This window comes from Actinomadura sp. NTSP31, from assembly GCF_041951385.1.
GTDB lineage: Bacteria > Actinomycetota > Actinomycetes > Streptosporangiales > Streptosporangiaceae > Spirillospora > Spirillospora napierensis.
In genome coordinates, this window is sequence record NZ_JBGNUT010000048.1 from 29,184 (window position 1) to 48,719 (window position 19,536).

General features: G+C 74.9%; 24 protein-coding genes. 11 read left to right on the forward strand and 13 right to left on the reverse strand.

From position 1 onward, the window contains the following. Positions 1 to 16: 16 nt before the first annotated feature. The 8 genes from ACA514_RS45455 to ACA514_RS45490 form a co-directional block, all read right to left on the reverse strand. On the reverse strand, positions 17 to 1,258 hold the full coding sequence (locus tag ACA514_RS45455) for a hypothetical protein (RefSeq protein ID WP_375047728.1): 1,242 nt from the start codon (positions 1,256 to 1,258) through the stop codon (positions 17 to 19). A gap of 101 nt (positions 1,259 to 1,359) precedes the next feature. Next, positions 1,360 to 3,195: a complex I subunit 5 family protein gene (locus tag ACA514_RS45460; RefSeq protein WP_375047729.1), complete on the reverse strand. Its 1,836-nt coding sequence runs from the start codon at positions 3,193 to 3,195 to the stop codon at positions 1,360 to 1,362. Beyond that, entirely contained in the window at positions 3,192 to 3,539 is a 348-nt protein-coding gene (locus ACA514_RS45465) for a sodium:proton antiporter (protein WP_375047730.1), read from the reverse strand. The genes ACA514_RS45460 and ACA514_RS45465 overlap by 4 nt, the downstream gene beginning before the upstream one ends. Then, the gene (locus tag ACA514_RS45470) at positions 3,536 to 4,228 is read right to left on the reverse strand and encodes an MnhB domain-containing protein (protein ID WP_375047731.1); all 693 of its coding nucleotides are present in this window, start codon (positions 4,226 to 4,228) and stop codon (positions 3,536 to 3,538) included. The genes ACA514_RS45465 and ACA514_RS45470 overlap by 4 nt, the downstream gene beginning before the upstream one ends. 10 nt (positions 4,229 to 4,238) lie before the next feature. Further along, positions 4,239 to 4,592, reverse strand: coding sequence for a Na(+)/H(+) antiporter subunit B (locus ACA514_RS45475; protein ID WP_375047732.1), 354 nt, complete (start codon positions 4,590 to 4,592; stop codon positions 4,239 to 4,241). After that, positions 4,589 to 4,918, reverse strand: a complete 330-nt coding sequence (locus tag ACA514_RS45480) for a monovalent cation/H(+) antiporter subunit G (RefSeq protein ID WP_375047734.1) — start codon at positions 4,916 to 4,918, stop codon at positions 4,589 to 4,591. Before ACA514_RS45480 ends, ACA514_RS45475 begins: the two co-directional genes overlap by 4 nt. A 35-nt stretch (positions 4,919 to 4,953) precedes the next feature. After that, entirely contained in the window at positions 4,954 to 5,205 is a 252-nt protein-coding gene (locus ACA514_RS45485) for a monovalent cation/H+ antiporter complex subunit F (protein WP_344285051.1), read from the reverse strand. Further along, the gene (locus tag ACA514_RS45490; RefSeq protein ID WP_375047736.1) at positions 5,202 to 5,930 is read right to left on the reverse strand and encodes a hypothetical protein; all 729 of its coding nucleotides are present in this window, start codon (positions 5,928 to 5,930) and stop codon (positions 5,202 to 5,204) included. The genes ACA514_RS45485 and ACA514_RS45490 overlap by 4 nt, the downstream gene beginning before the upstream one ends. 189 nt (positions 5,931 to 6,119) lie before the next feature. Here ACA514_RS45490 and ACA514_RS45495 point away from each other — a divergent pair, with 189 nt between their 5' ends. The 10 genes from ACA514_RS45495 to ACA514_RS45540 all read left to right on the forward strand — a co-directional run bounded on the left by ACA514_RS45495 (position 6,120) and on the right by ACA514_RS45540 (position 11,524). Continuing rightward, positions 6,120 to 7,076: an LLM class F420-dependent oxidoreductase gene (locus tag ACA514_RS45495; RefSeq protein ID WP_375047737.1), complete on the forward strand. Its 957-nt coding sequence runs from the start codon at positions 6,120 to 6,122 to the stop codon at positions 7,074 to 7,076. A gap of 101 nt (positions 7,077 to 7,177) precedes the next feature. Beyond that, positions 7,178 to 7,498 carry a hypothetical protein gene (locus ACA514_RS45500; RefSeq protein WP_375047738.1) on the forward strand — a complete coding sequence of 107 codons (321 nt, stop codon included), beginning with the start codon at positions 7,178 to 7,180 and terminating at the stop codon, positions 7,496 to 7,498. 190 nt (positions 7,499 to 7,688) lie between these two features. Then, a complete protein-coding gene (gene gvpJ, locus ACA514_RS45505; protein ID WP_344272135.1) occupies positions 7,689 to 8,129 on the forward strand; it encodes a gas vesicle protein GvpJ in 441 nt (146 codons plus the stop codon). Next, positions 8,126 to 8,902, forward strand: a complete 777-nt coding sequence (locus tag ACA514_RS45510) for a GvpL/GvpF family gas vesicle protein (protein WP_375047739.1) — start codon at positions 8,126 to 8,128, stop codon at positions 8,900 to 8,902. The genes gvpJ and ACA514_RS45510 overlap by 4 nt, the downstream gene beginning before the upstream one ends. After that, a complete protein-coding gene (locus ACA514_RS45515; RefSeq protein WP_375047740.1) occupies positions 8,903 to 9,142 on the forward strand; it encodes a gas vesicle protein GvpG in 240 nt (79 codons plus the stop codon). It begins immediately after the preceding gene. A 24-nt stretch (positions 9,143 to 9,166) separates the two neighbouring features. Beyond that, complete coding sequence (gene gvpO / locus ACA514_RS45520; protein ID WP_375047741.1) at positions 9,167 to 9,430, forward strand: gas vesicle protein GvpO; 264 nt, start codon at positions 9,167 to 9,169, stop codon at positions 9,428 to 9,430. A gap of 51 nt (positions 9,431 to 9,481) precedes the next feature. Beyond that, complete coding sequence (locus ACA514_RS45525; protein ID WP_375047759.1) at positions 9,482 to 9,898, forward strand: gas vesicle protein; 417 nt, start codon at positions 9,482 to 9,484, stop codon at positions 9,896 to 9,898. Continuing rightward, the gene (locus ACA514_RS45530; protein ID WP_375047742.1) at positions 9,895 to 10,809 is read left to right on the forward strand and encodes a GvpL/GvpF family gas vesicle protein; all 915 of its coding nucleotides are present in this window, start codon (positions 9,895 to 9,897) and stop codon (positions 10,807 to 10,809) included. Before ACA514_RS45525 ends, ACA514_RS45530 begins: the two co-directional genes overlap by 4 nt. After that, on the forward strand, positions 10,806 to 11,027 hold the full coding sequence (locus ACA514_RS45535) for a gas vesicle protein (protein ID WP_375047743.1): 222 nt from the start codon (positions 10,806 to 10,808) through the stop codon (positions 11,025 to 11,027). Before ACA514_RS45530 ends, ACA514_RS45535 begins: the two co-directional genes overlap by 4 nt. Further along, complete coding sequence (locus ACA514_RS45540) at positions 11,024 to 11,524, forward strand: gas vesicle protein K (protein WP_375047744.1); 501 nt, start codon at positions 11,024 to 11,026, stop codon at positions 11,522 to 11,524. Before ACA514_RS45535 ends, ACA514_RS45540 begins: the two co-directional genes overlap by 4 nt. Before the next feature lie 12 nt (positions 11,525 to 11,536). Here the strand turns inward: ACA514_RS45540 and ACA514_RS45545 are convergent, their stop codons facing one another. Further along, complete coding sequence (locus ACA514_RS45545; RefSeq protein ID WP_375047745.1) at positions 11,537 to 12,442, reverse strand: L-histidine N(alpha)-methyltransferase; 906 nt, start codon at positions 12,440 to 12,442, stop codon at positions 11,537 to 11,539. 28 nt (positions 12,443 to 12,470) lie between these two features. Between ACA514_RS45545 and ACA514_RS45550 the strand changes: the two genes are divergently transcribed. Next, positions 12,471 to 14,009, forward strand: a complete 1,539-nt coding sequence (locus ACA514_RS45550) for a PLP-dependent aminotransferase family protein (protein ID WP_375047746.1) — start codon at positions 12,471 to 12,473, stop codon at positions 14,007 to 14,009. A 62-nt stretch (positions 14,010 to 14,071) separates the two neighbouring features. On the opposite strand, the gene cydC is transcribed toward ACA514_RS45550, so the two are convergent. From cydC to ACA514_RS45570, 4 genes are read right to left on the reverse strand one after another with little or no spacing between them, the layout of a single operon-like run. Further along, entirely contained in the window at positions 14,072 to 15,805 is a 1,734-nt protein-coding gene (gene cydC / locus ACA514_RS45555) for a thiol reductant ABC exporter subunit CydC (RefSeq protein ID WP_375047747.1), read from the reverse strand. Further along, entirely contained in the window at positions 15,802 to 17,424 is a 1,623-nt protein-coding gene (cydD, locus tag ACA514_RS45560) for a thiol reductant ABC exporter subunit CydD (protein WP_375047748.1), read from the reverse strand. Before cydD ends, cydC begins: the two co-directional genes overlap by 4 nt. A 17-nt stretch (positions 17,425 to 17,441) precedes the next feature. After that, entirely contained in the window at positions 17,442 to 18,185 is a 744-nt protein-coding gene (locus ACA514_RS45565; RefSeq protein WP_375047749.1) for a cytochrome d ubiquinol oxidase subunit II, read from the reverse strand. 37 nt (positions 18,186 to 18,222) lie between these two features. Then, positions 18,223 to 19,467, reverse strand: a complete 1,245-nt coding sequence (locus ACA514_RS45570; protein ID WP_375047750.1) for a cytochrome ubiquinol oxidase subunit I — start codon at positions 19,465 to 19,467, stop codon at positions 18,223 to 18,225. Positions 19,468 to 19,536: the final 69 nt, after the last annotated feature.

Here is a 19,536-nt window from a genome sequence, read left to right on the forward strand (position 1 = left end):
CCGGCGGAGGCCGCTGTCACCACGGGACGGCGTGGACGGTGACGTGCCGGTCGGCGGGGTTGTAGTGCGACATGAGCAGCGCCGCGGTGGTGCTGAGCTCGGGGTGCCCGATGAAGGCGCGGCATTGGTCGCTGCCGCTGCCGCCCGAGCAGGGCAGGGCGCCGCCGCCGGCCGGCCGCCAGGGGCCTTGCGGGGCGGGGGCCCGCCAGAGCCGGTACCGCCCGTCCAGGCCGCGCTGCTCGATGAGGACCAGGCCCTTGCCGGCGGCGGTGTAGTCGGCGATGTGGACGGCGGCGGGCGCGGCGCCGGGGACGACGGTCTGGGCGAGGGAGGCGTCGGGCGTCCATCCGGCGGGGGACCAGTACCGGTAGGCGGACGGGTCGCGCCGGGCGGCGGGGTCGGCGGGGACGCGGGCGAGGGTGACGCGGCCGGCGGCGCAGGCGGCGGCGGTCCAGGTGTCGCAAGTCGATCCGTACAGGTAGAGGTGGCCGTCGCGCAGGACGGGTGAGCCGAGGTTCAGTTGGAACGGCAGGCCGCCGGGGAGGGTGAACACGCGGGTCTGGCCGTTCAGGGTGCCGTCGGCGGGCCGGTAGGCGGCGATGCCGTAGCCCTGGGCGGTGATGGTGGCGCCGTGCGCGCACACGTCGGTGTAGGTGAGCAGGACGGTGCCGTCGGCGGGGAGGCGGGTGGCGCCGGAGATCCAGGAGGCGCTGTAGGCGGTGCCGGGCAGGCGGCAGGGGGTGCCGCCGGGCAGGAGGAGGCCGGGCGGGGTGGCCAGCAGCGGCTGCGGCGGCCGGTCGGCCGGGGCGGCGGTGGCGGGAGGCGTGGCGCCGGTGCCGGTGCCGGTGCCGGTGGTGGGGGTGGGGAGTTCGGTGAGGTCGGTGGGAACGCGTCCGGGGGCGGCGGTTCCGGTGGCGGCGGTGGCGCCGAGCGCCAGGCCGGGGTGGGTGCCCTTCCAGATGGAGTCGCAGAACAGCCAGAGGCTGCGGCGGCCGGTCAGGGGGACGCTGTAGCCGCAGTCGCGGTCGATGGTGTTGCCGGCCGCGGCGGTCTCGTAGCGCGACAGGACGGGGCCGGGCGGTGCGGCGCCGGGCGGTTGCGGCGGATCGCGGTGCAGGAGGGCGGTGACGGTGAGGGCGGTGGTCAGCAGCGCGGCGGCGAGGAGGGCGGCGGGTGCGGTGAGCGCGCCGCGTCCGGGCGGCCCGCGGCGGGCCCGGCGACGCGCGGCGGGTGCGGGGCGGGCCGTGCGGTGCTCCATCGGACGGCCCCCTTCCGAAGGCCCGGCGGTTTCGGCTGCCGGGGACGAGTGCCAGGGTCGCGTGCCGGTGCGGGTGGCGGCAACCCGGCGGCAACCCGGGGTCAGAATCGGACGGTGAGCAGGGCCAGGACGGCGACGCCGGCGGTGAGCCAGGCGGCGTAGTCGCCGATGTGCCCGGAGTGCAGGGCGTGCAGGCGGGCGGCCGTGGCGGTGGCGGCGCGCGCGAGGGTCCCCGGGGAGGCGTCGGCGCGTTCGGCGGCGCGTTCGGCGGTGCGGCGGCGCACCGCGTGCACGGCGATCAGCGCGGCCAGCAGCAGGGTGACGAGGAACCCGGCGACGCCGGAGGCGGTCCAGGGGTCGGCGGGCACCGAGTAGGGGTGGGGGACGCGGCCGTCCAGCACCAGGGCGGCGTAGCCGTCGCGGTCGGTGAACATCGCGGCGGCGGCGCCGACGGGGCCGCCGGGGATCAGCCCGGCCAGCAGCGCGGCCAGGAGCAGGGCGAGGCCGGGGGTGAGCATCGTCCAGGGCAGGTTGCGCAGGGTGGGGCGGGTCTCGGGGTCCTCGTGCCCGCCGCCGGCGGGGTGCCCGGCGTCCTGGCCGCCGCGGGCGGGGTCCTCCTCGGCGGGGGTGCCGCGGAACACCCCGAGCCAGACGCGCAGGACGGCGCCGGCGGTGAGCGCGGACGCGGCGATGGCCAGCGGGGTGAACCACCACCAGCCGAGTTCTTCGGCGGCGTGCTCGGTGACGGCGTGCCCGGCGTACAGGCCGGACGGGGGGAGCCCGGCCAGGCCGAGCGCGCCGAGCAGGAAGGTGGCGCCGGTGACGGGCATGCCACGTCCGCGTCCGCGCAGCTCGTGCTCGTCGACGGTCTGGTGCCGGTTCAGCAGGGCGCCGGCGGCCAGGAACAGGGCGCCCTTCACGCCGGCGTGGCCGGCGAGGTAGTAGGCGGTGCCGGCCAGGGCGCCGGGGCCGTGGGCGGCGACGCCGACCAGCAGCAGCCCGACGTGGCTGACGGTGGAGTAGGCCAGCAGCCGTTTGATGTGGTGCTGCAGGACGCACATGACGGCGCCGAGCAGCGCGGCGGCGGCGCCGAGGACGGCGATGGCGCGCAGCGGGACCAGCCCGGCGAACGTCGCCCAGTAGGTGCGGGCGATCCCGTAGACGCCGAGCGGCACCATGATGCCGGAGAACAGCACGCAGACGGGGGTGGGGGCGACGGCGTGGGCGTCGGCGAGCCAGAAGTGGAACGGGACGGCGGAGGCCTTGACCAGGTAGCCGGTGCAGATCAGCACGAACGCGGCGGTGACGAGCGCGTCGCCGTGCCCGCCGGTGCCGGTGCCGGTGCCGAGCAGGTGGCGGCCGGCGGTGGCCATTCCGAGTTCGCCGGTCCGCGCGTACACCAGGGCGATGCCGGCGAGGGTGAGGTAGGCGCCGATCGACTGGATGATGCCGAAGTTGAGGGCGCCGTGGACGGTGGAGGGCTCCTCGGAGCGGTAGCCGGTGAGCGCGAACGCCACGACGCTCATCAGCTCGAAGAACACGAACGCGTCGAACAGGTCGCCGGTGTAGACGTAGGCGACCATCGCCGCCAGGAACAGCAGCATCAGGGTGTGGAAGATCGCCTGGACCTCGGTGAAGTACCGCCAGGTGAACAGCAGCGCGGCGAGGGTGAGCAGCGCGGTGATGAGGGCGAGGCCGGCGGCGAGGGGGTCGGCGACCAGGGGGATGCCGACGCCGGTGGCCGGTCCCCAGCCGCCGAGCCAGGTGACCTGCGCGTGGTGGGGGGCGCGGGTGAGGGTGAGGGCGGACAGCGCGGCGACGGCGGCGACGGCCAGGACGGCGGCGAGGTCGACGGCCAGCCGCGGCAGCCACCGTCCGGCGGTGGCCAGCAGCGCGGCGGTCAGGACGGGGACGGCGACGGTGATCTGCAGGATCACGATTCGAGCGACCTCAGCTCGCCGGGGTCCAGGGTGCCGCGCCGTTTGGCGACCTGGACGGCCAGGGCGAGCAGCAGGGCGGTGACGGTGGCGCCGACGACGATGTCGGTGAGGGTCATGGCCTGCACGACGGGGTCGGTGACGGGGCGTCCGTGGGGCGGCCGGTCGGAGAAGACGGGGGCGGTGGCGCCGTAGCGGTAGCCGATCGCCAGCAGCAGGACGTAGGTGCCGGACTGGGTGACCGACAGGCACACCACGGCGTGGACCAGGTCGCGGCTGGTGACGATGCCGTAGATCCCGACGAGGATGATCCAGCCGGCGGTCAGGTAGGGCAGGTGGCTCACGAGGGCTCCCCGGGTGGTTCGCGCACGAGCAGTGCCTGTTCGAAGAACTTGCCGATGAGCAGGACCAGCGCGCAGCCGACCTCGACGCCGACGGCGCCGTTGAGGGCGGGGACGGCGCCGGCGGCGGCCAGGGCCATCGCGACGAACACGCCGGCGGCGAGCGCCTCGGTGGACTCGAACACCGGGATGGGCCGCAGCCGCTGCAGGGCGGGGTAGTCGCCGGCGAGGTAGAGCAGGTGGATGGCGGTGCCGAGGATGACGCCGCCCTGGAATCCGCCGCCGGGCGACTGGGCGCCGTGCGCGATGATGTAGAAGCCGATGAGCAGGGTGACGGGCAGCAGCAGGTAGCCGACGATGCGCAGGGCGTCCGACACCTCGGCGGGGCCGTGCCGGTGGGTGGCGCCCTGGTCCTCGGCCTCCTTGCCGGCGACGCGCAGCAGCACCACCGCGCCGATCGCCGACGCCATCAGGATCAGCTCCTCGCCGATGGTGTCGAAGGCGCGCTGGTCGAAGTTGACGGAGGAGACGGTGTTGGTGGTGGACTCGCGCAGGGCCTGGTGGACGGCGCGGTCGCCGTAGGGGTGCAGGGCGCCGCCGAAGCGGGGCAGGTCGAGGGCGCCGGCGGTGAACAGGGCGGCGCTGCCGGCGGCGCCGGCGGCGAACAGCAGGATGCGGGCGCGGGTCCTCATGCGGGCGCCCTCATCGCGCGTCCCTCCCCACGCCGCCGGAATCGGCGGTATCGGAGGTGTCGTGCTCGGGGTGCTGGTTGTCCTCGCCGGTGTCGCCTCCCTTGCGGTGGCGGCGGGTGGCGTGCAGGGCGAGGACGACGATGAGGGGGACGACGACGGTGCCGACGCCGATCTGCGACATGGCGACGTCGGGGGCCTGCAGGACCAGGAACAGCACCCCGAGGACCATCCCGTAGCCGGACAGGACGATGGCCTGGCGGGCGGGGTTGCGGGTCAGCACGACGGCGGTGGCCATGAAGGCGGCCATCATCAGCGCGGTGGCGATGAGGGCGTCGGCGAGCGGGCCGGAGAACGGGTCGCTCACGGCGTTTCCCCTTCCCGCGCGTCCCGGCTGGGCGCGCTGGCGCCGGTGGCGCCGGTGGCGCGGGCGACGGCCTGGCCGGCGGTGACGACGGTGGCGGGTCCGGTGGCGGCCAGCAGCACCCCGATCACGGCGATCTTGACGACGTCGTGCCAGGACGACCAGGGGTGCAGGGCGAGCCCGGTCAGCAGCAGCGGGGCGGCGAGCGCGGTGACGGGCGCGACGGCGTGCAGCCGGGCTGCGGCGCCGCGGGTGAGCAGCAGCCGCAGTCCGGCCAGCACGCACACGGCGGTGCCGGCCCAGGTGAGGGTGTCGGCGAGCAGGGTCATGTGCCTCCCGTTCGGTTCACGGCTTCTCCGTCCTGTCACAGGGTCCGGCTGAAGAACCGGGCGAACACCAGGGCCCCGGCGAACGACAGCAGGGCCAGGATGAGGGCGACGTCGAGGTAGGAGGTCCGCCCGTAGGCGGAGGCGAGCAGGGCGAGCACGAGGGTGACCAGGGGGCCGGTGACGATGAGGCCGGCGAGCCGGTCGACGGGGCGTCCGCGCAGGGTGGTCAGCAGCGCGGGCAGCACGGCGGCGACGAGGATCACCAGGGCGGGGACGGCGATGCTCATCGCGCCCCCGCCCCGCCGCCGGTGCGCCCGCCCTGCTCGCCGGACGTCTGCTCGCCGGACGCCTGCCCGAGGGGGGTCTGGTCGTCGGGGGAGCGGATGAGGCCGGTGGCGCGCAGCCGCCGCTCGAACGGCGAGGGGTGCGGGGTGAGGCGGTGCACGGTCAGCATTCCGTGTTCGGGGTCGACGCCGCCGACGTAGGTGGCGGGCGAGGTCGACACCAGCAGGGTGGCGGTGCCCCGGTTGGCGGCGCCGGGGGCGGCGGCCAGGCGGGTCCAGGTGCCGCCGGACGCGCCGAGCACGGCGACGCGGGCGCTGTCGGCGACGATCTGGGCGGGCAGCAGCGCCAGCGGGGCCGCCAGCCGGGCGGGCGGGACGGGCCGCAGCCCGGGCGCCAGGTCGGCGGCCGGGCTGCGCCGCCCGGCGGGGTCGCCGGCGGTGCCGGTGCTGAACAGGGCGCGGCGTCCGCCGGTGGCGGCCGCGGCCGCGACCGCGGCGACGACCGCGCCGACGGTGATCTCGACGAGGTCGATCGTGGAGATCAGCGACAGGTAGAGCGCGAAGAGCACGGCCCACCAGGCCAGCGGTTCGGCGGCCGGGCGCGCCGGGCCGCCGCGCGTCAGCGGGATCGTGCGGGCGGCGCGGGGCCCGGCCTGGGGCAGCCGCGACGGGCGCCCCGGCGGCGGATCCGGTCGCGGATCGGGCTGCCCCGGGGTGGGTGGCGTCATGCCGGTCGCATACCCCGGCGGACGGTTCCAACCGTGATCGGCGGCGCCCGGAGGCCCGACCGGACCCGTCCGCAGCCCGTTTTCTGCCTGTCTGGGGCGTATGCCGGGGGATGTTTGCGCGTGGCGGGCGGGGTAGGCCGCGCTACGGGCCCGTCCGGTGCCCGCGCACGGCACAGGGAGGAACGGCAGATGGCGAGGTTCGGGTACTTCCTGTCCAGCGAGGAGCACGCCCCCGGCGAGCTGGTGCGGCAGGCGCGGCTGGCGGAGGAGGCCGGGTTCGAGGCGCTGTGGATCTCCGACCACTTCCACCCGTGGCTGGACGAGCAGGGCCAGGCCTCGTTCGTGTGGTCGGTGATCGGCGCGATCTCGCAGGCGACGTCGCTGCCGGTGGGGACGGCGGTGACCTGCCCGCTGGTGCGCACCCACCCGGCGATCGTGGCGCAGGCCGCGGCGACGTCGGCGCTGCTGACCGGCGGCCGTTACACCCTCGGCGTCGGCACCGGCGAGTTCCTCAACGAGCACATCGTCGACTCGCGCTGGCCGCCCGCGGCCGAGCGGATGGACATGCTGGAGGAGGCCGTCGGGCTGATGCGGCGGCTGTTCACCGGCAGGCTGGTCACCCACCGCGGCGAGCACTACCGGCTCGACACCGCCCGCCTGTACAGCGTCCCGGACGAGCCGCCGCCGATCTACATGTCGGGGTTCGGGAACAAGGCGGCGACGCTTGCGGCCCGGATCGCCGACGGGTTCATCTGCATGATGCCCGACGCGGACCTGGTGAAGGTGTTCCGCGACGCCGGCGGCGAGGGCAAGCGCGTGCAGGGCGGGCTGAAGGCGTGCTGGGCGCCCGACGAGGCGCGGGCGCGGCGGACCGCGCTGCGGCTGTGGGCCAGCGACTACCTGCCGGGCGAGGCCAACCAACTGCTGCCGCAGCCGCGGCAGTTCCGGCAGCTGGCGCAGCTGGTGACCGAGGACATGGTCGCCGAGCGGGTGCCGTGCGGCCCCGACCCCGAGGTGCACGCGCGGGCGCTGCGCGCCTACGTCGACGCCGGGTACGAGGACGTGTTCGTCACGCAGATCGGCCCCGACCAGGACGGCTTCTTCGACTTCTACTCCCGCGAGGTGCTGCCCCGCCTGCGCGGCTGACCCCGCGCACCCGGCGCATCCGGCTCCATGCGGCCGTTCCCCGCACGGCCGTCCCCCCGAGAACCGACACCCCCGAAATCCCCCCGATGGAAGGAACGAAGATGGAAACCCCCTCGGTGCCCGGCAAGGGCCCCGGAAAGATCGGCGAGAACGCCGGACGGGTCGGCGCGGCCGCGTCCGGCGCGGCGAAATCGGCCGCCGAGACCGGCTCGGACGCGGCGCAGGGCACCGTCCGCGCCGCGGGCGCGGGCGTCGGCGAGGGCACGGCGGCCGTCCAGCAGGTCGGCGGGCAGGTGGCGGCGCTGCCGGGCCGGGTGGTCGGGCTGGCGAAGCTGCTGACGCTGCGGCGGCTGCTGCGGGCGGCGCCGGTGGTCGCGGCCGCGGGAGCCGGCATCCTGATCGGCCGCCGCACCAAGCGCTGACCCCGGCCCCCGGCGTGCGCGCCGACCTGCGCGTGCCGGTCTGGACGGGCGCCCCCGGGACGGTTCCTTCGGACGGTCCCGGGGGCGCCCCGTGTCGCTTGACCGGCGCCTGACCGAAACCGGTATGCCCGTTTAGAGAGGTCGAGGGGGGTAGTGGGGAACATGAACGTCCCCCACACAAGGAGATGACATGACTGGGCCGATCGCCCAGCAGACCTCGGGCACCTCAACTGTGCAGCGCGGCGGATCGAGCAGCAGCAGCCTCGCCGACGTCGTCGACCTGATCCTGGAGAAGGGTCTGGTCATCGACATCTACGCGCGGGTGTCGCTGGTCGGCATCGAGATCCTCACGGTGGACGTGCGGATCGTGGTCGCCAGCGTCGACACCTACCTGCGGTTCGCCAAGGCGGTGAACCGGCTCGACATCGCCCACGACGGCACCTCGCAGGGCCTCCCGCAGTTCGTGGAGGGCATGCAGGAGTCGGGCGCGAAGAAGAAGACCAGGGGCGCGCTGGAAGGCGCCGGAGAACGGCTGAAGGAGACCTTCGGCGGCGGCTCCAACGACGAAGAGGACGAGGACAAGGAGCCCGCGCGGCGCCGGTCGTCCCGTAAGAAGGAGGACGACGAATGACCTCCCCGAGCGAACCCGGCGAGGACAAGACCCCCCAGTACGTCTACGGCGTGACGCGTTCCGGCGCGGCCCTGCCCGGCGACGTGGCGGGGCTGGACGACCGGCCGGTGAGGCTGGTGGAGGACGGCGGCCGCTGCGCCGCGGTCGTCAGCGACCTGCCCGCGGGCCGTCCGCTGGGCGAGCGCGCCGACCTGGTGGCGCACCAGCGGGTGCTGAACGCGCTGCTGGACGCGGGCCTGGTGGTGCTGCCGTTCCGGTTCGGCGCCGCACTGTCGGACTCCACCGCGGTCCGCAACGAGCTGCTGGAGGGCAACTCCGACCGGCTCGGGCAGGTCATGGACCAGCTCGAGGGCCGGGTGGAGCTGCGGCTGAAGGCCACCTACGTCCAGGAGACGGTCCTGCGGGAGATCATGCAGTCCGAGCCGGAGGTCGCCGAGCTGTCGCGGCGGCTGCGCGAGGTCCCCGCGGACGTCGCCGACGCCGTCTACTACGACCAGGTCCGCCTCGGCGAGCTGATCGCCCAGGCGATGGACCGGCGCCGCGAGCACGACGGGCAGGTGCTGCTGGAAGCGGCAGCGCCCGCCGCCGAGGCGTTCGTCCGCAAGACCCCCGCCCGGGAGGAGGACGTCCTGGACGCCTCGTTCCTGGTGCGCGCCGACCGCCGCGAGGTGTTCGAGAAGGCCGTGGAGGAGATCGGGAACGCGCACGCCGACCGGATCCGGCTGCGGCTGATCGGACCGCTGCCGCCCTACGACTTCGTCCCGGAGGCCTGAATGGGACTGTTCACCGGCCTGGTGACGCTCCCGCTGGCCCCCGTGCGCGGCGTGGTGTGGCTGGCGGAGGTGCTCACCGAGCAGGCCGAGCAGCAGCTGTACGACCCGGGCCGGATCGCCGCGGAGATGCAGGAGATCGCCGACCAGGTCGCCGCGGGCGAGATCGGCGAGGACGAGGCCGCGGCCCGCGAAGAGGAACTGATCGCCCGGCTGCACGAGGGCCGCGCCCGCGGCCTGTAGCGGGCGCGGCCGGACAGGAGGCCAGTGATGATGTCGGCGTCCGAGGCCGCCAAACGGGCGGCCGAGCACGTGACGGCGATGACCGGGCGCACCGCCGAGAGCGTCGTCGGGATCGAGCGCGCCGGCGAGGACGGCTGGCGCGTGTGCGTGGAGGTGGTGGAGACCCACCGCATCCCCGACTCCGCCGACATCCTCGCCATCTACGACACCGAGGTCGACGCGGACGGCGAGCTGGTGTCCTACCGGCGCGTCCGCCGCTACCCGCGCGGCCGAGTGGAAAGGGACTGAGGACCATTGAGCGAGATCTCCTGGACCGGCTCCCGGGGGCCCGCCAAGTCGATGGCGGGGGAGCGGCAGTCGGCCAACCTGGCCGACCTGCTGGAACGGATCCTGGACAAGGGCATCGTGATCGTCGGTGACGTCCGGGTGAACCTGCTGGACATCGAGCTCCTGACGATCAAGCTGCGGCTGCTCGTGGCCTCGGTCGACCGCGCCCGCGAGATGGGCATCGACTGGTGGGAGCACGACCCGTCGCTGTCGTCCAAGGCGCGCACCGCGCAGTCCGAGCGGGCCGGCGACGACGGGCGCGTGGAGGGCGGCGCCGACCGGGAGCTGCTGGAGGAGAACCGGCGGCTGCGCGAGCGGCTCGCCGCCCTGGAAGCCGGCTCCACCGGTTCCGGTTCCGCCGAGGCCGGTTCCGCCGAGGGCGCCGGTTCCCCGGCCCGCCGCGCGCAGGAAAAGGAGGCCGGATCATGACCGACCACCGCACCCCCGCCGCCGCCGAGCACGCCCACGGCGGCGGGGGCATCGGGGAGGAGCTCGCCGTCTACCTGTACGGGGTGGCGCGGGGACTGGACCCCGCCGCGCTGGACGGCGCCGCCGGCGTGGCGGGCGCACCCGTCCGCGCCGTGGCGCCCGCCGGGCCCGGCGGGCTGACCGCGCTGGTCAGCACCGTCCGGCTGGACGAGTACGGCGAGGCGGCGCTGCGCGAGAACCTGGAGGACCTGGCGTGGCTGGAGGCCACGGCCCGCGCCCACCACGAGGTGGTCGACCGGGCCGCGCACGCCGCGCCGACCGCGCCGGTGCGGATCGCCACGATCTACCGCGACGACGCGCGGGTCGCGCAGGTCCTCACCGAGCAGGGCGACCGGTTCGCCCAGGCGCTGGACCGGGTCGCCGGCCGCGCCGAGTGGGGCGTCAAGGCCTACGCGCACCGCGACGCCCTCGAAGCCGACGAGCCCGCCGAACCGGCCGGGGCCGCCGCGTCCGCGGCCGGTTCGGGAGCGCAGGGGCCCGGGGCGGGAACGGCGTATCTGCGGCGCCGCCAGCAGGAGCGGCAGCGCCGCGCCGACGCCGGCCGCAAGGTCGGCGCGCAGGCCACGGCGATCCACGACGGCCTGGCCGCCCTCGCGGTGGCCTCCCGCCACCACCCGCCGCAGGACCCCAAGCTGTCGGGCCACGCCGGGGTGCAGATCCTCAACGCCGCCTACCTGCTGGACGAGGACGACGCGCCGGGGTTCGCCGACGCGGCGCGGGCGGCGGGGGAGCGGTATCCCGGGATCGAGGTCGAGGTGACGGGGCCCTGGCCGCCCTACTCCTTCATCGACACCGCCGCCCCGCAGGCCTCGGAGTCCTCGCAGGACGCGGCGCAGGGGGCGCCGCGGTGACGGCCGTCCTGGACACCGGCCGAGACGTGCCGGTCGAGCGGGTCGCGCTGGTCGACCTGCTCGACCGGCTGCTGGCCGGCGGCGTGATGATCGCCGGTGACCTGGTCATCTCCATCGCCGAGGTGGACCTGGTGCGGGTGTCGCTGCGCGCGCTGGTCACCTCGGTCCGCGAAGAGCTGCTGCGCGGCGACGAAATGCTGCGCGAGGAGGAAGCATGAACCCCGCGCCCCACGGCCACGACCCGGCCCGCGAACCGGGCCGTCCTCGCGGCGGGGACCGCGCGCCGGTGTCGGGCGAGGTGTCGGTGCGCGACCCCGCGGCGGGCGACCCGCTCACCGACGACATCCTGGCCGGACGCACCGGCGGCGCGTCCGGCCAGGCCCCGGTCCGCGCCACCCGCGCGTCCGCCCACGCCTCGGCGCTGCGCGAGCAGTCGTCGCGCACCATGCAGCGGCTGCGCACCGACCCCGAGACGGTCGAGCGGGACCTGGTGAAGCTGGTGCTGACGCTGGTGGAGCTGATCCGGCAGCTGATGGAGCGGCAGGCGCTGCGCCGCGCGGAGGGCGGCGACCTCAGCGACGAGCAGATCGAGCGGCTCGGGCTGGCGCTGATGCGGCTGGACGAGGCGATGACCCGGCTGAAGGACCACTTCGACCTCGAGGACGGCGACCTGAACCTCGACCTGGGGCCGCTGGGCCCGCTGCTGCCGGAGTGACACCGCCCGCCGTCAGCACGGCGGCCGCTGGTGCGGCCGGCCGGTGGGGGCGCCGGGGTTGACGGCGGTGCCTTTGAAGAAGGTGTAGTGGAACGTGCCGCCCTCACCGGCGGTGCGGCGCAGGTCACCGATGCCGCGGTCGAACTCCTCCGGTGTGGTCAGGCCCGCGGCCAGTGCCTCGCCGCGGACGGCCTCCACCATCGCGATGAAGGTGTTGCGGGTGAACCCCTCCACCAGCGCCGGGCGGCTCTGGTCGGCGTACACCGTGCGGGGCCGCACCGTGACCTCCCGATATCCGGCGGCCGACAGCAGGGGGTGCAGGCGGCGCCCGATGAGCGCGTCGCCTCCCGCGGCGGCCTGCAACCGGACCTGATGGCCGATCGCGGCGCGCGCGGCGGCGCTGTCGGGATGGAAGAAAGCCGACCCGTGGTCGCCCTCGATGACGGTGAGGGTGCCGCCCGGCCGCAGGACCCGCCGCAACCCGACCAGCGCGGCGGCCGGATCGCGCAGATGCTCCAGCACGAAGCAGACGAAAAGATGGTCGAACGCGGCACCGGGGAACGGCAGATCGTGCAGATCAGCGCGCAGCCACCGCACCCGAGCGCGCGGGAACCGCGCCGTCACCCGCTCGCGGGCCTGCGCGAGGGACGCAGCGGACACGTCCACCGCGGTCAGATCGACACCGGGGGAGGCCGCCAGCAGGTGGACGGTCTGGGCCCCCACCCCGCAGCCGACCTCCAGGACCCGCGCGCCGGCCGGGAAGACGCTGCCGGAGTCCTGACCGGCAGTCGCGCCGTGCAGCAGCGCGGAAAGGGTGTCGGCCTGGTCGCCGAGCCGCCGCGCCTCGTGCGCCGAATAGCCGTGAACGTAACCGGGCGCCTCGCCGGAGGGGCGCCCGGAGGCGGTCGCTGTTTCCATGGGCCCACCGTCCCGCCACAATGGCCCGATGCACAGGTCCAATGGCGACGCACCTGATCGGTCCATAACCGGGCCGGGAACCCACCCGAAGACGACCTCGCCGACAGGACCGCAGCCGGGGGCGGACTTCCTGCAGCTCGACACCGCCGACGCCCCGCCCGGCGGCAAGGCCGACTGGCTCGCCCGTCGCCTGCGCGAGGCGATCGGCGACGGGCGCCTGCCCGTCGGCAGCCGCCTGCCCGCCACCCGCGTCCTGGCCGCCGACCTGCGCGTGTCCCGGGGCGTGGTCACCGACGCCTACCAGCGGCTCATCGACGACGGGCACGTCGCCGGCCGCGGCCGCGCCGGCACCATCGTCGTCGCCGCACCCCTCACCGCACCACCCCCGTCCCCAGCGCCCGCCACACCCGACGCGCCGCCGAGCCCGGCGTTCCCCGGCCGCCCCGCCGCGCAGGTGTTCGACGTCCTGCGCGCCGCCCCCGCCCACATCGACCTGACACCCGGCGTCCCCGACCTGGCCGCCTTCCCCCGCGCCGCCTGGCTCCGCGCCGAACGCCGCGTCCTGTCCGCCCTGTCCGCACCGTCCTTCGGCTACGGCGACCCCCGCGGCACCCCCGCCCTGCGCACCGCCGTCGCCGGATGGCTCGCCCGCAACCGCGGCGTCCGCGCCGACCCCGCCGACATCGTCATCGTCGCCGGCACCGCCCAGGCACTCGGCCTGCTGTCACAGGCACTGCGCGCCACCGGCGTCGACACCGTCGCCGTGGAGGACCCCGGCTCCCTCGGCGCCCGCCAGCACCTGGCCCACTGGGGCATCCGCACCCCGCCCGTCCCCGTCGACGACCACGGCGTCCGCGTCGACGCCCTGCGCCGCTCCGGCGCCCCCGCCGCCCTGCTCACCCCCGCCCACCAGTTCCCGACCGGCACCGTCCTGGACGGCGCCCGCCGCCGCGAGCTGATGGACTGGGCCACCGCCGGCGGCCTGGTCATCGAGGACGACTACGACGCCGAGCACCGCTACGACCGCCCGCCCGTCCCCGCACTGCACGCCATGCTGCCCGACCGCGTCCTGTACGCCGGCAGCGCCTCCAAACTCCTGGCGCCCGCGCTGCGCACCGGATGGGTGATCGCCCCGCCCCGCCACCGCGACGCGCTCGTGGACGCCAAACGCTTCGCCGACCTCGGCAACGCCGCGCTGCCGCAACTGGTCCTGGCCGACCTGATGGAAACGGGGGAGCTGGAACGGCACCTGCGGCTGCTGCGCCGCCGCCACCGCGCCCGCCGCGACGCGATGATCGCCGCGATCCGCGCCCGGCTGTCCGGCGCGGTCGTGCACGGCGCCGCCGCCGGCCTGCACCTGCTCGTCACCTTCCCCGGCCGCCCCGGCCTCGGCGACACCGACCTGGCCGCCGCCGCCCTCACCCGCGGCGTGAAGACCCAGCCGCTGTCCTGGCACGCCCAGCGGCCCGGCCCGCCCGGCCTCGTCCTCGGCTACGCCGCCACCGCCCCCTCCGCCATCGACGACGGCGTCACCGCGATCGCCGCCGCCCTCCACGACCTCACCTGACCCCGGCCACGCCGCTTCGACCCGCTGGACCGGTGCCGGCTCAGGCCCGGGGGAGGAGCGGGTCAGGCGGCCAGCAGCTCCGCCTCCCACAGATCCCGGTACGGACCCGGCACCGCCACCAACTCGTCATGACGGCCCCGCTGCACCACCCGGCCGCGGTCCATCACCACCACCTCGTCCGCCGCGCCCAAAGCCGCAAGCCGGTGCGTGACCAGCAGCAGCGTCCCGCCCCCGGGCCCCGACAGCAGATCCCGGACGACCTCGTCGGCCATCACCGGATCCAGCGCCTCCGTCGGCTCGTCCAGCACCAGCACCGGCGGATCGGCCAGCAGCGCCCGCGCCAGCAGCAGCCGCTGCCGCTGCCCGCCCGACAACCCGTGCCCGCCCGTCCCGACCGGCGTATCCCACCCGTCGGGCAACGCCTCCACCACCTCCAGGAACCGCGCCCGCCGCGCCGCCGCCTCCAACTCGCCCGGCGTCGCGTCCGGACGCGCCAGCAGCAGATTCGCCCGCACCGACCCGCCGAACACATGCGCGTCCTGCATCAGCCCCCGCACCGCGGCCCGCACGCCCGCACCGCCGGACACCGACACGTCGTGCCCGCCCAGCAGCACCGCGCCCGACACCGGCACCACCTCACCCGACACCGCCGCCAGCAGCGTGCTCTTACCTGCACCGCTGGCGCCCACCACCGCGACCCGCCGGCCCCGCTCCACCCGCAGATCCACCCCGTCCAACGCCACCCCACCCGGCTCATCCGCCGCGCCACCGCGCCCCGGGTACGCCACCCGCACCCCCAGCAACTCCACCGCGAGCGGCCCGGCAGACACCTCCACCGACCGCACCGGACGCGGCAACGGGGGAGCGACCAGCACCGCCTCCACCCGCCGCACCGCAGGCCACACCTCCCGCAGCCGCTGCGCGGCCACCGCCAGCGGCAACACCGACTCCACCGCCACCAGCGCCGTCAACCCCACCACCGCCGCACCCACCTGGCCCCCAACGCCCGAACCGCCCCGCAGCACCACCCACACCACCGCCGCCACCACACACCCCTGCACCGCCACACCGGCCCCGGCCACCAGCGCCGACACCCGCGCCGCCGCACGCTCCGCACCCCGCAACCGCCCCGCCGCATCCCCGGCCGCACCGGCGAACCTGCCGTCCGCGCCGAACATCCGCAGATCCGCCGCACCCTCCAGCACGTCCAGCGCCCGCACCGCCAACTCCTCCCGCCCCACCGCGACCCGAGCCGCCGCGCGGCCGCTCGAGCGCGCCGCCACGACCGCCAGCACCGGCCCCGCCACCACCAACCCGACCGCCAGCACCACCGCCGCCACCGGCGCCACCAGCCCGCACACCACCACGCCCACGACACCGCACACCACCGCCGCGACCCCCGGCAGCACACACCGCAACAGCAGATCCTGCACCGCCTCCACGTCCGACACCATCCGCGTCAACAGCCCGCCGTCCCGCAACACCGCCTCGGCCGGACGCCGCGCCGCCAACGCGTCGAACACCCGCCCCCGCAACTCCGCCAACGCCCGCAACGTCCCGTCATGCCCCGCCAACCGCTCCACATACCGCAGCGACCCCTTCGCCAGCGCCAGACCCCGCACCGCCACGATCGCCACCGACAACACCGCCAGCTCCGGACGCTGCGACGCCCGCGCGATCAGCCACGCCGCCACCGCGACCAGCCCCAGCCCGCACACCTCCGCCGCCACACCCGCCAGCGCCGCCGCCACCAACCGCGCCGCATGCGGACGCACCGCACCCCACAACCCCCTCACGCCGCCTTCCCCTCCCGCACGACCACCGGCGCCCCAACCCGGCCGCCCTCCAACCGCACCACCCGATCCGCCAGCGACAACAACGCCGGACGATGCGCCACCACCAGCGCCGTCCGCCCCTCCAACAACCGCGCCGCACCCTCCACCAGCGCCCGCTCACTACGCACGTCCAACCGCGCCGTCGGCTCGTCCAGCAACATCACCGGACCACCCGCCAGATACGCCCGCGCCACCGCCAACCGCTGCCGCTGCCCCGCCGACACCCCCGCACCACCCTCACCGAGCACCGTCGCATACCCCTGCGACATTCCCGCGACGAACCCATCGGCGACCGCCGCCCGCGCCGCCTCCACCACCCGGTCCAACCCCGCACCCGGATCGCCCAACCGGATGTTGTCGGCGACCGACGCCGCGAACAGATGCGGACGCTGCGGCACCCACCCCAGACGCCGCCGCCACACCACCGCGTCCAACTCCGCCAGATCAACGCCGTCCACCAGCACACGCCCCGACACCGGACGCACTAAACCCGCCACCACCAGCAACAACGTCGACTTCCCGGCACCCGACGGCCCCGTCACCGCGACCCGCTCACCCGCCCTGATCCGCAGCGACACCTCCTCCAGCGCCGCCCGGTCCGCACCCGGATACCGCACCGTCACGCGATCCAGCACGATCTCCGGCACCCCCTCACCCACCACGGCCCGCCCTCCCGCCGGCGCGGGCGGCGCGTCCAGCACCCCGAACGCCTCCTCCGCCGCCGCGACACCCTCCGCACTGGCATGGAACCGCGCCCCCAGCGCCCGCAACGGCAGATACGCCTCCGGCGTCAACACCAGCACCAGCAGCCCCGTCGACAACCCCATCCCGCCCTCCAGCAACCGCAACCCCACCGGCACCGCCACCAGCGCCACCGACAACGCGCACACCAACTCCAGCACCAGCGACGACAAGAACGCGACCCGCAGCACCCCGGTCGTCGCCCGCCGATGCTCCTCCGCCAGCGCCCGCACCACACCCGACTGGTGACCCGTCCGGCCGAACGCCCGCAACGTCGAAAGCCCCGCCACCACGTCCCGGAAATGCCCCCCGAGCCGATGCAGCGACGCCCACTGCCGGCCCGTGAGCGCCGCCGTCCGCATCCCCACCAGCGCACCGAACACCGGCACCAGCGGCAACGTCACCAGCACCACCACCGCCGACGCCCAATCCGCCGCCACCAACCGCGCCACCACCAGCGGCGGCACCACGCACGCCACCAGCAACTGCGGCACATACCCGGCGAAGAACGGATCCACCGCATCCAAGCCCCGCGTCAGCAACGTCACCCGCGCACCGGCATCTCGGGCCTCGCCGCGCAGCAGCGCCTCCCGCAACCCCCACTTCACCTCCGCCGCCGCACGCCCCGCCACCAGCGACGACACCCACGCCAGCACCGCACGCCCCACCACCGCCCCGACCAGCCACGGCAGCAGACCCGCATCCAACCCCGCGACCGCCTCCGCCAGCAGACCCGCCGCCACCACCATCAGCACACCCTGCGCCACCGCCAACCCGCCCAGCGCCACCAGAACGCGCCGGGGGACAAGCCCCAGCAGACGCCGCTCCACACCCTTCACTTCGACCCCGCCCCTTCTCACAGGTACGAGGGCGAATCCACACGCCCCCAGAACGTCCGCCACACCAACGCCTGCGACGCCACCAGCAACGGAAGCAGCACCACCGCCGACACCGCCGTCAACGACAACCCGCCGCCCTCGGCGACCACCTCCGACCACGGCAACCGCGACCCCGCCACCACGAGAGCCACGACCAGCACCGCACCCGACACCCCGTACCGGCCACGACCCCGCGCCGCCCGCACCGCCAACTCACCCGCCAACCGCAACCGCGCGAACCCCGCACCATGCCAGGCGAACACCGCCGCCAACGGCAACCCCAACACGCTGCCCGCATTCACACCGCCACCACCCAGCAACGAACCCAGCAACGACCCCCACCCCAACGCCAGCGCCCAACTGCCCGCAACGACCGCGCCATCACACCCCGCCCGCCACCCGGACGCATCCACCCGGCCCCGCAACCACAACCCCATGTCCCGCACGACCCACCCGATCAGCAACACCACCACCAGCGGATACAACTCCTCCAGCAACCGGTGCTCCAACCCCGGAAACGCCCCCGCCACCAGCCCCGCCGAAGCCACCAGCCACACCTCGTTCCCCAGGAAGAACGGCGCGAACGACGCGATCACCACCCGCCGCTCCCGCTGGTCACTCCCCAGCCACGGCAACAGCATCCCCACCCCGACGTCCGCACCCGCCAGCACCAGATACCCACCGGCGAACACCGCCAGCAGCACCATCGCCAAAGACTCCATCACGCACACTCCCGTCGCACCGTCACCGAACCGAACATCAGAACGTCACCGACGCCACCGGCGCGGACGGCGCCACCGGGGGAGAAGCCCCCAACGCCGACCCCTCCGGACCCCGCCGCGCGAACCGCGCCAGCAACCACGCGTTCACCCCCACCAGCACCGCGAACAGCGCAGTGAACGCCACGAACGACACCGCGACCGTCCCCGACCCCACCCCCGGCGACAGCGCGTCCCGCGTCTTCAGCACCCCGTACACCATCCACGGCTGCCGCCCCACCTCACGGAACATCCAGCCCGCCAGCATCGCCACATAGGGGAGGGGCACCGCGCACATCATCACCACGTGGAACACCCGCCCCCGCACCAGCCATCGCCCCGACCACACCTTCACCAGCGCCACCAACGCCAGCAGCCACATCAACGACCACAACCCCGTCATCACCGCCTCACCGACACCCGCCATCCCCGGCGCCATGTAATCGCCCGGACCGAACCGCGCCGTGAAGTCCGCCACGGCCGCCGCCGCATCGTCACCGCCCGTCTTCGTCGGCTGCAGATACCGGTACTGCATCCCCCCGACGACCACCACCGGCATCACCGCCGCCATCAGCGTCACCAGTCCGGTCCGCATCGAACGCCGGAAGAACTCCACCTCCGCCGTCCGCCGCAGCAGGTGATAGCCGCTCACCCCCGCCACGAAGAACCCCGCCGTCAGCAACCCCCCGAACAGCACATGCCCGAACGCCAGCAACGCCGCCGGATTCCCCAGCAACGCCCCGACATCCGTCAGCCGCGCCGCCCCGTCCCGCATCTCATAACCGACCGGACGCTGCATCCACCCATTGGCCACCAGCACGAAATACGCCGACAGATACGCCGTCAACGTCACCACCCAGATCAACGCCAGATGCACCCACCGGTTCAACCGGTCCCACCCGAAAATCCACAAACCCAAGAACGTCGACTCGACGAAGAACGCCCCGATCGTCTCCAACGCCAGCGGCGCACCGAACACCCCGCCCGTCATCCGCGACATCCCCGCCCAGTTCAAACCGAACTGGAACTCCATCACCAACCCCGTGACGATCCCCACCGCGTAATTCACCACGTACAACTGGCCCCAGAACCGCGTCATCCGCGCATGCACCGCACTACCCGACACCGTCGCCCGGGTCTGCATCAACGCCACCAGCGTCGCCAACCCCAGCGTCAACGCCACGAACAAGAAATGCGAACCCGCCGTCAACGCGAACTGCACGCGCGCCAGCACCAACGCATCCATCAGCACAACCCCCAGGAACGATCGGCGGAAACCACCACACGATCCTCTCGCCCCCACCCCGCCGGCGGA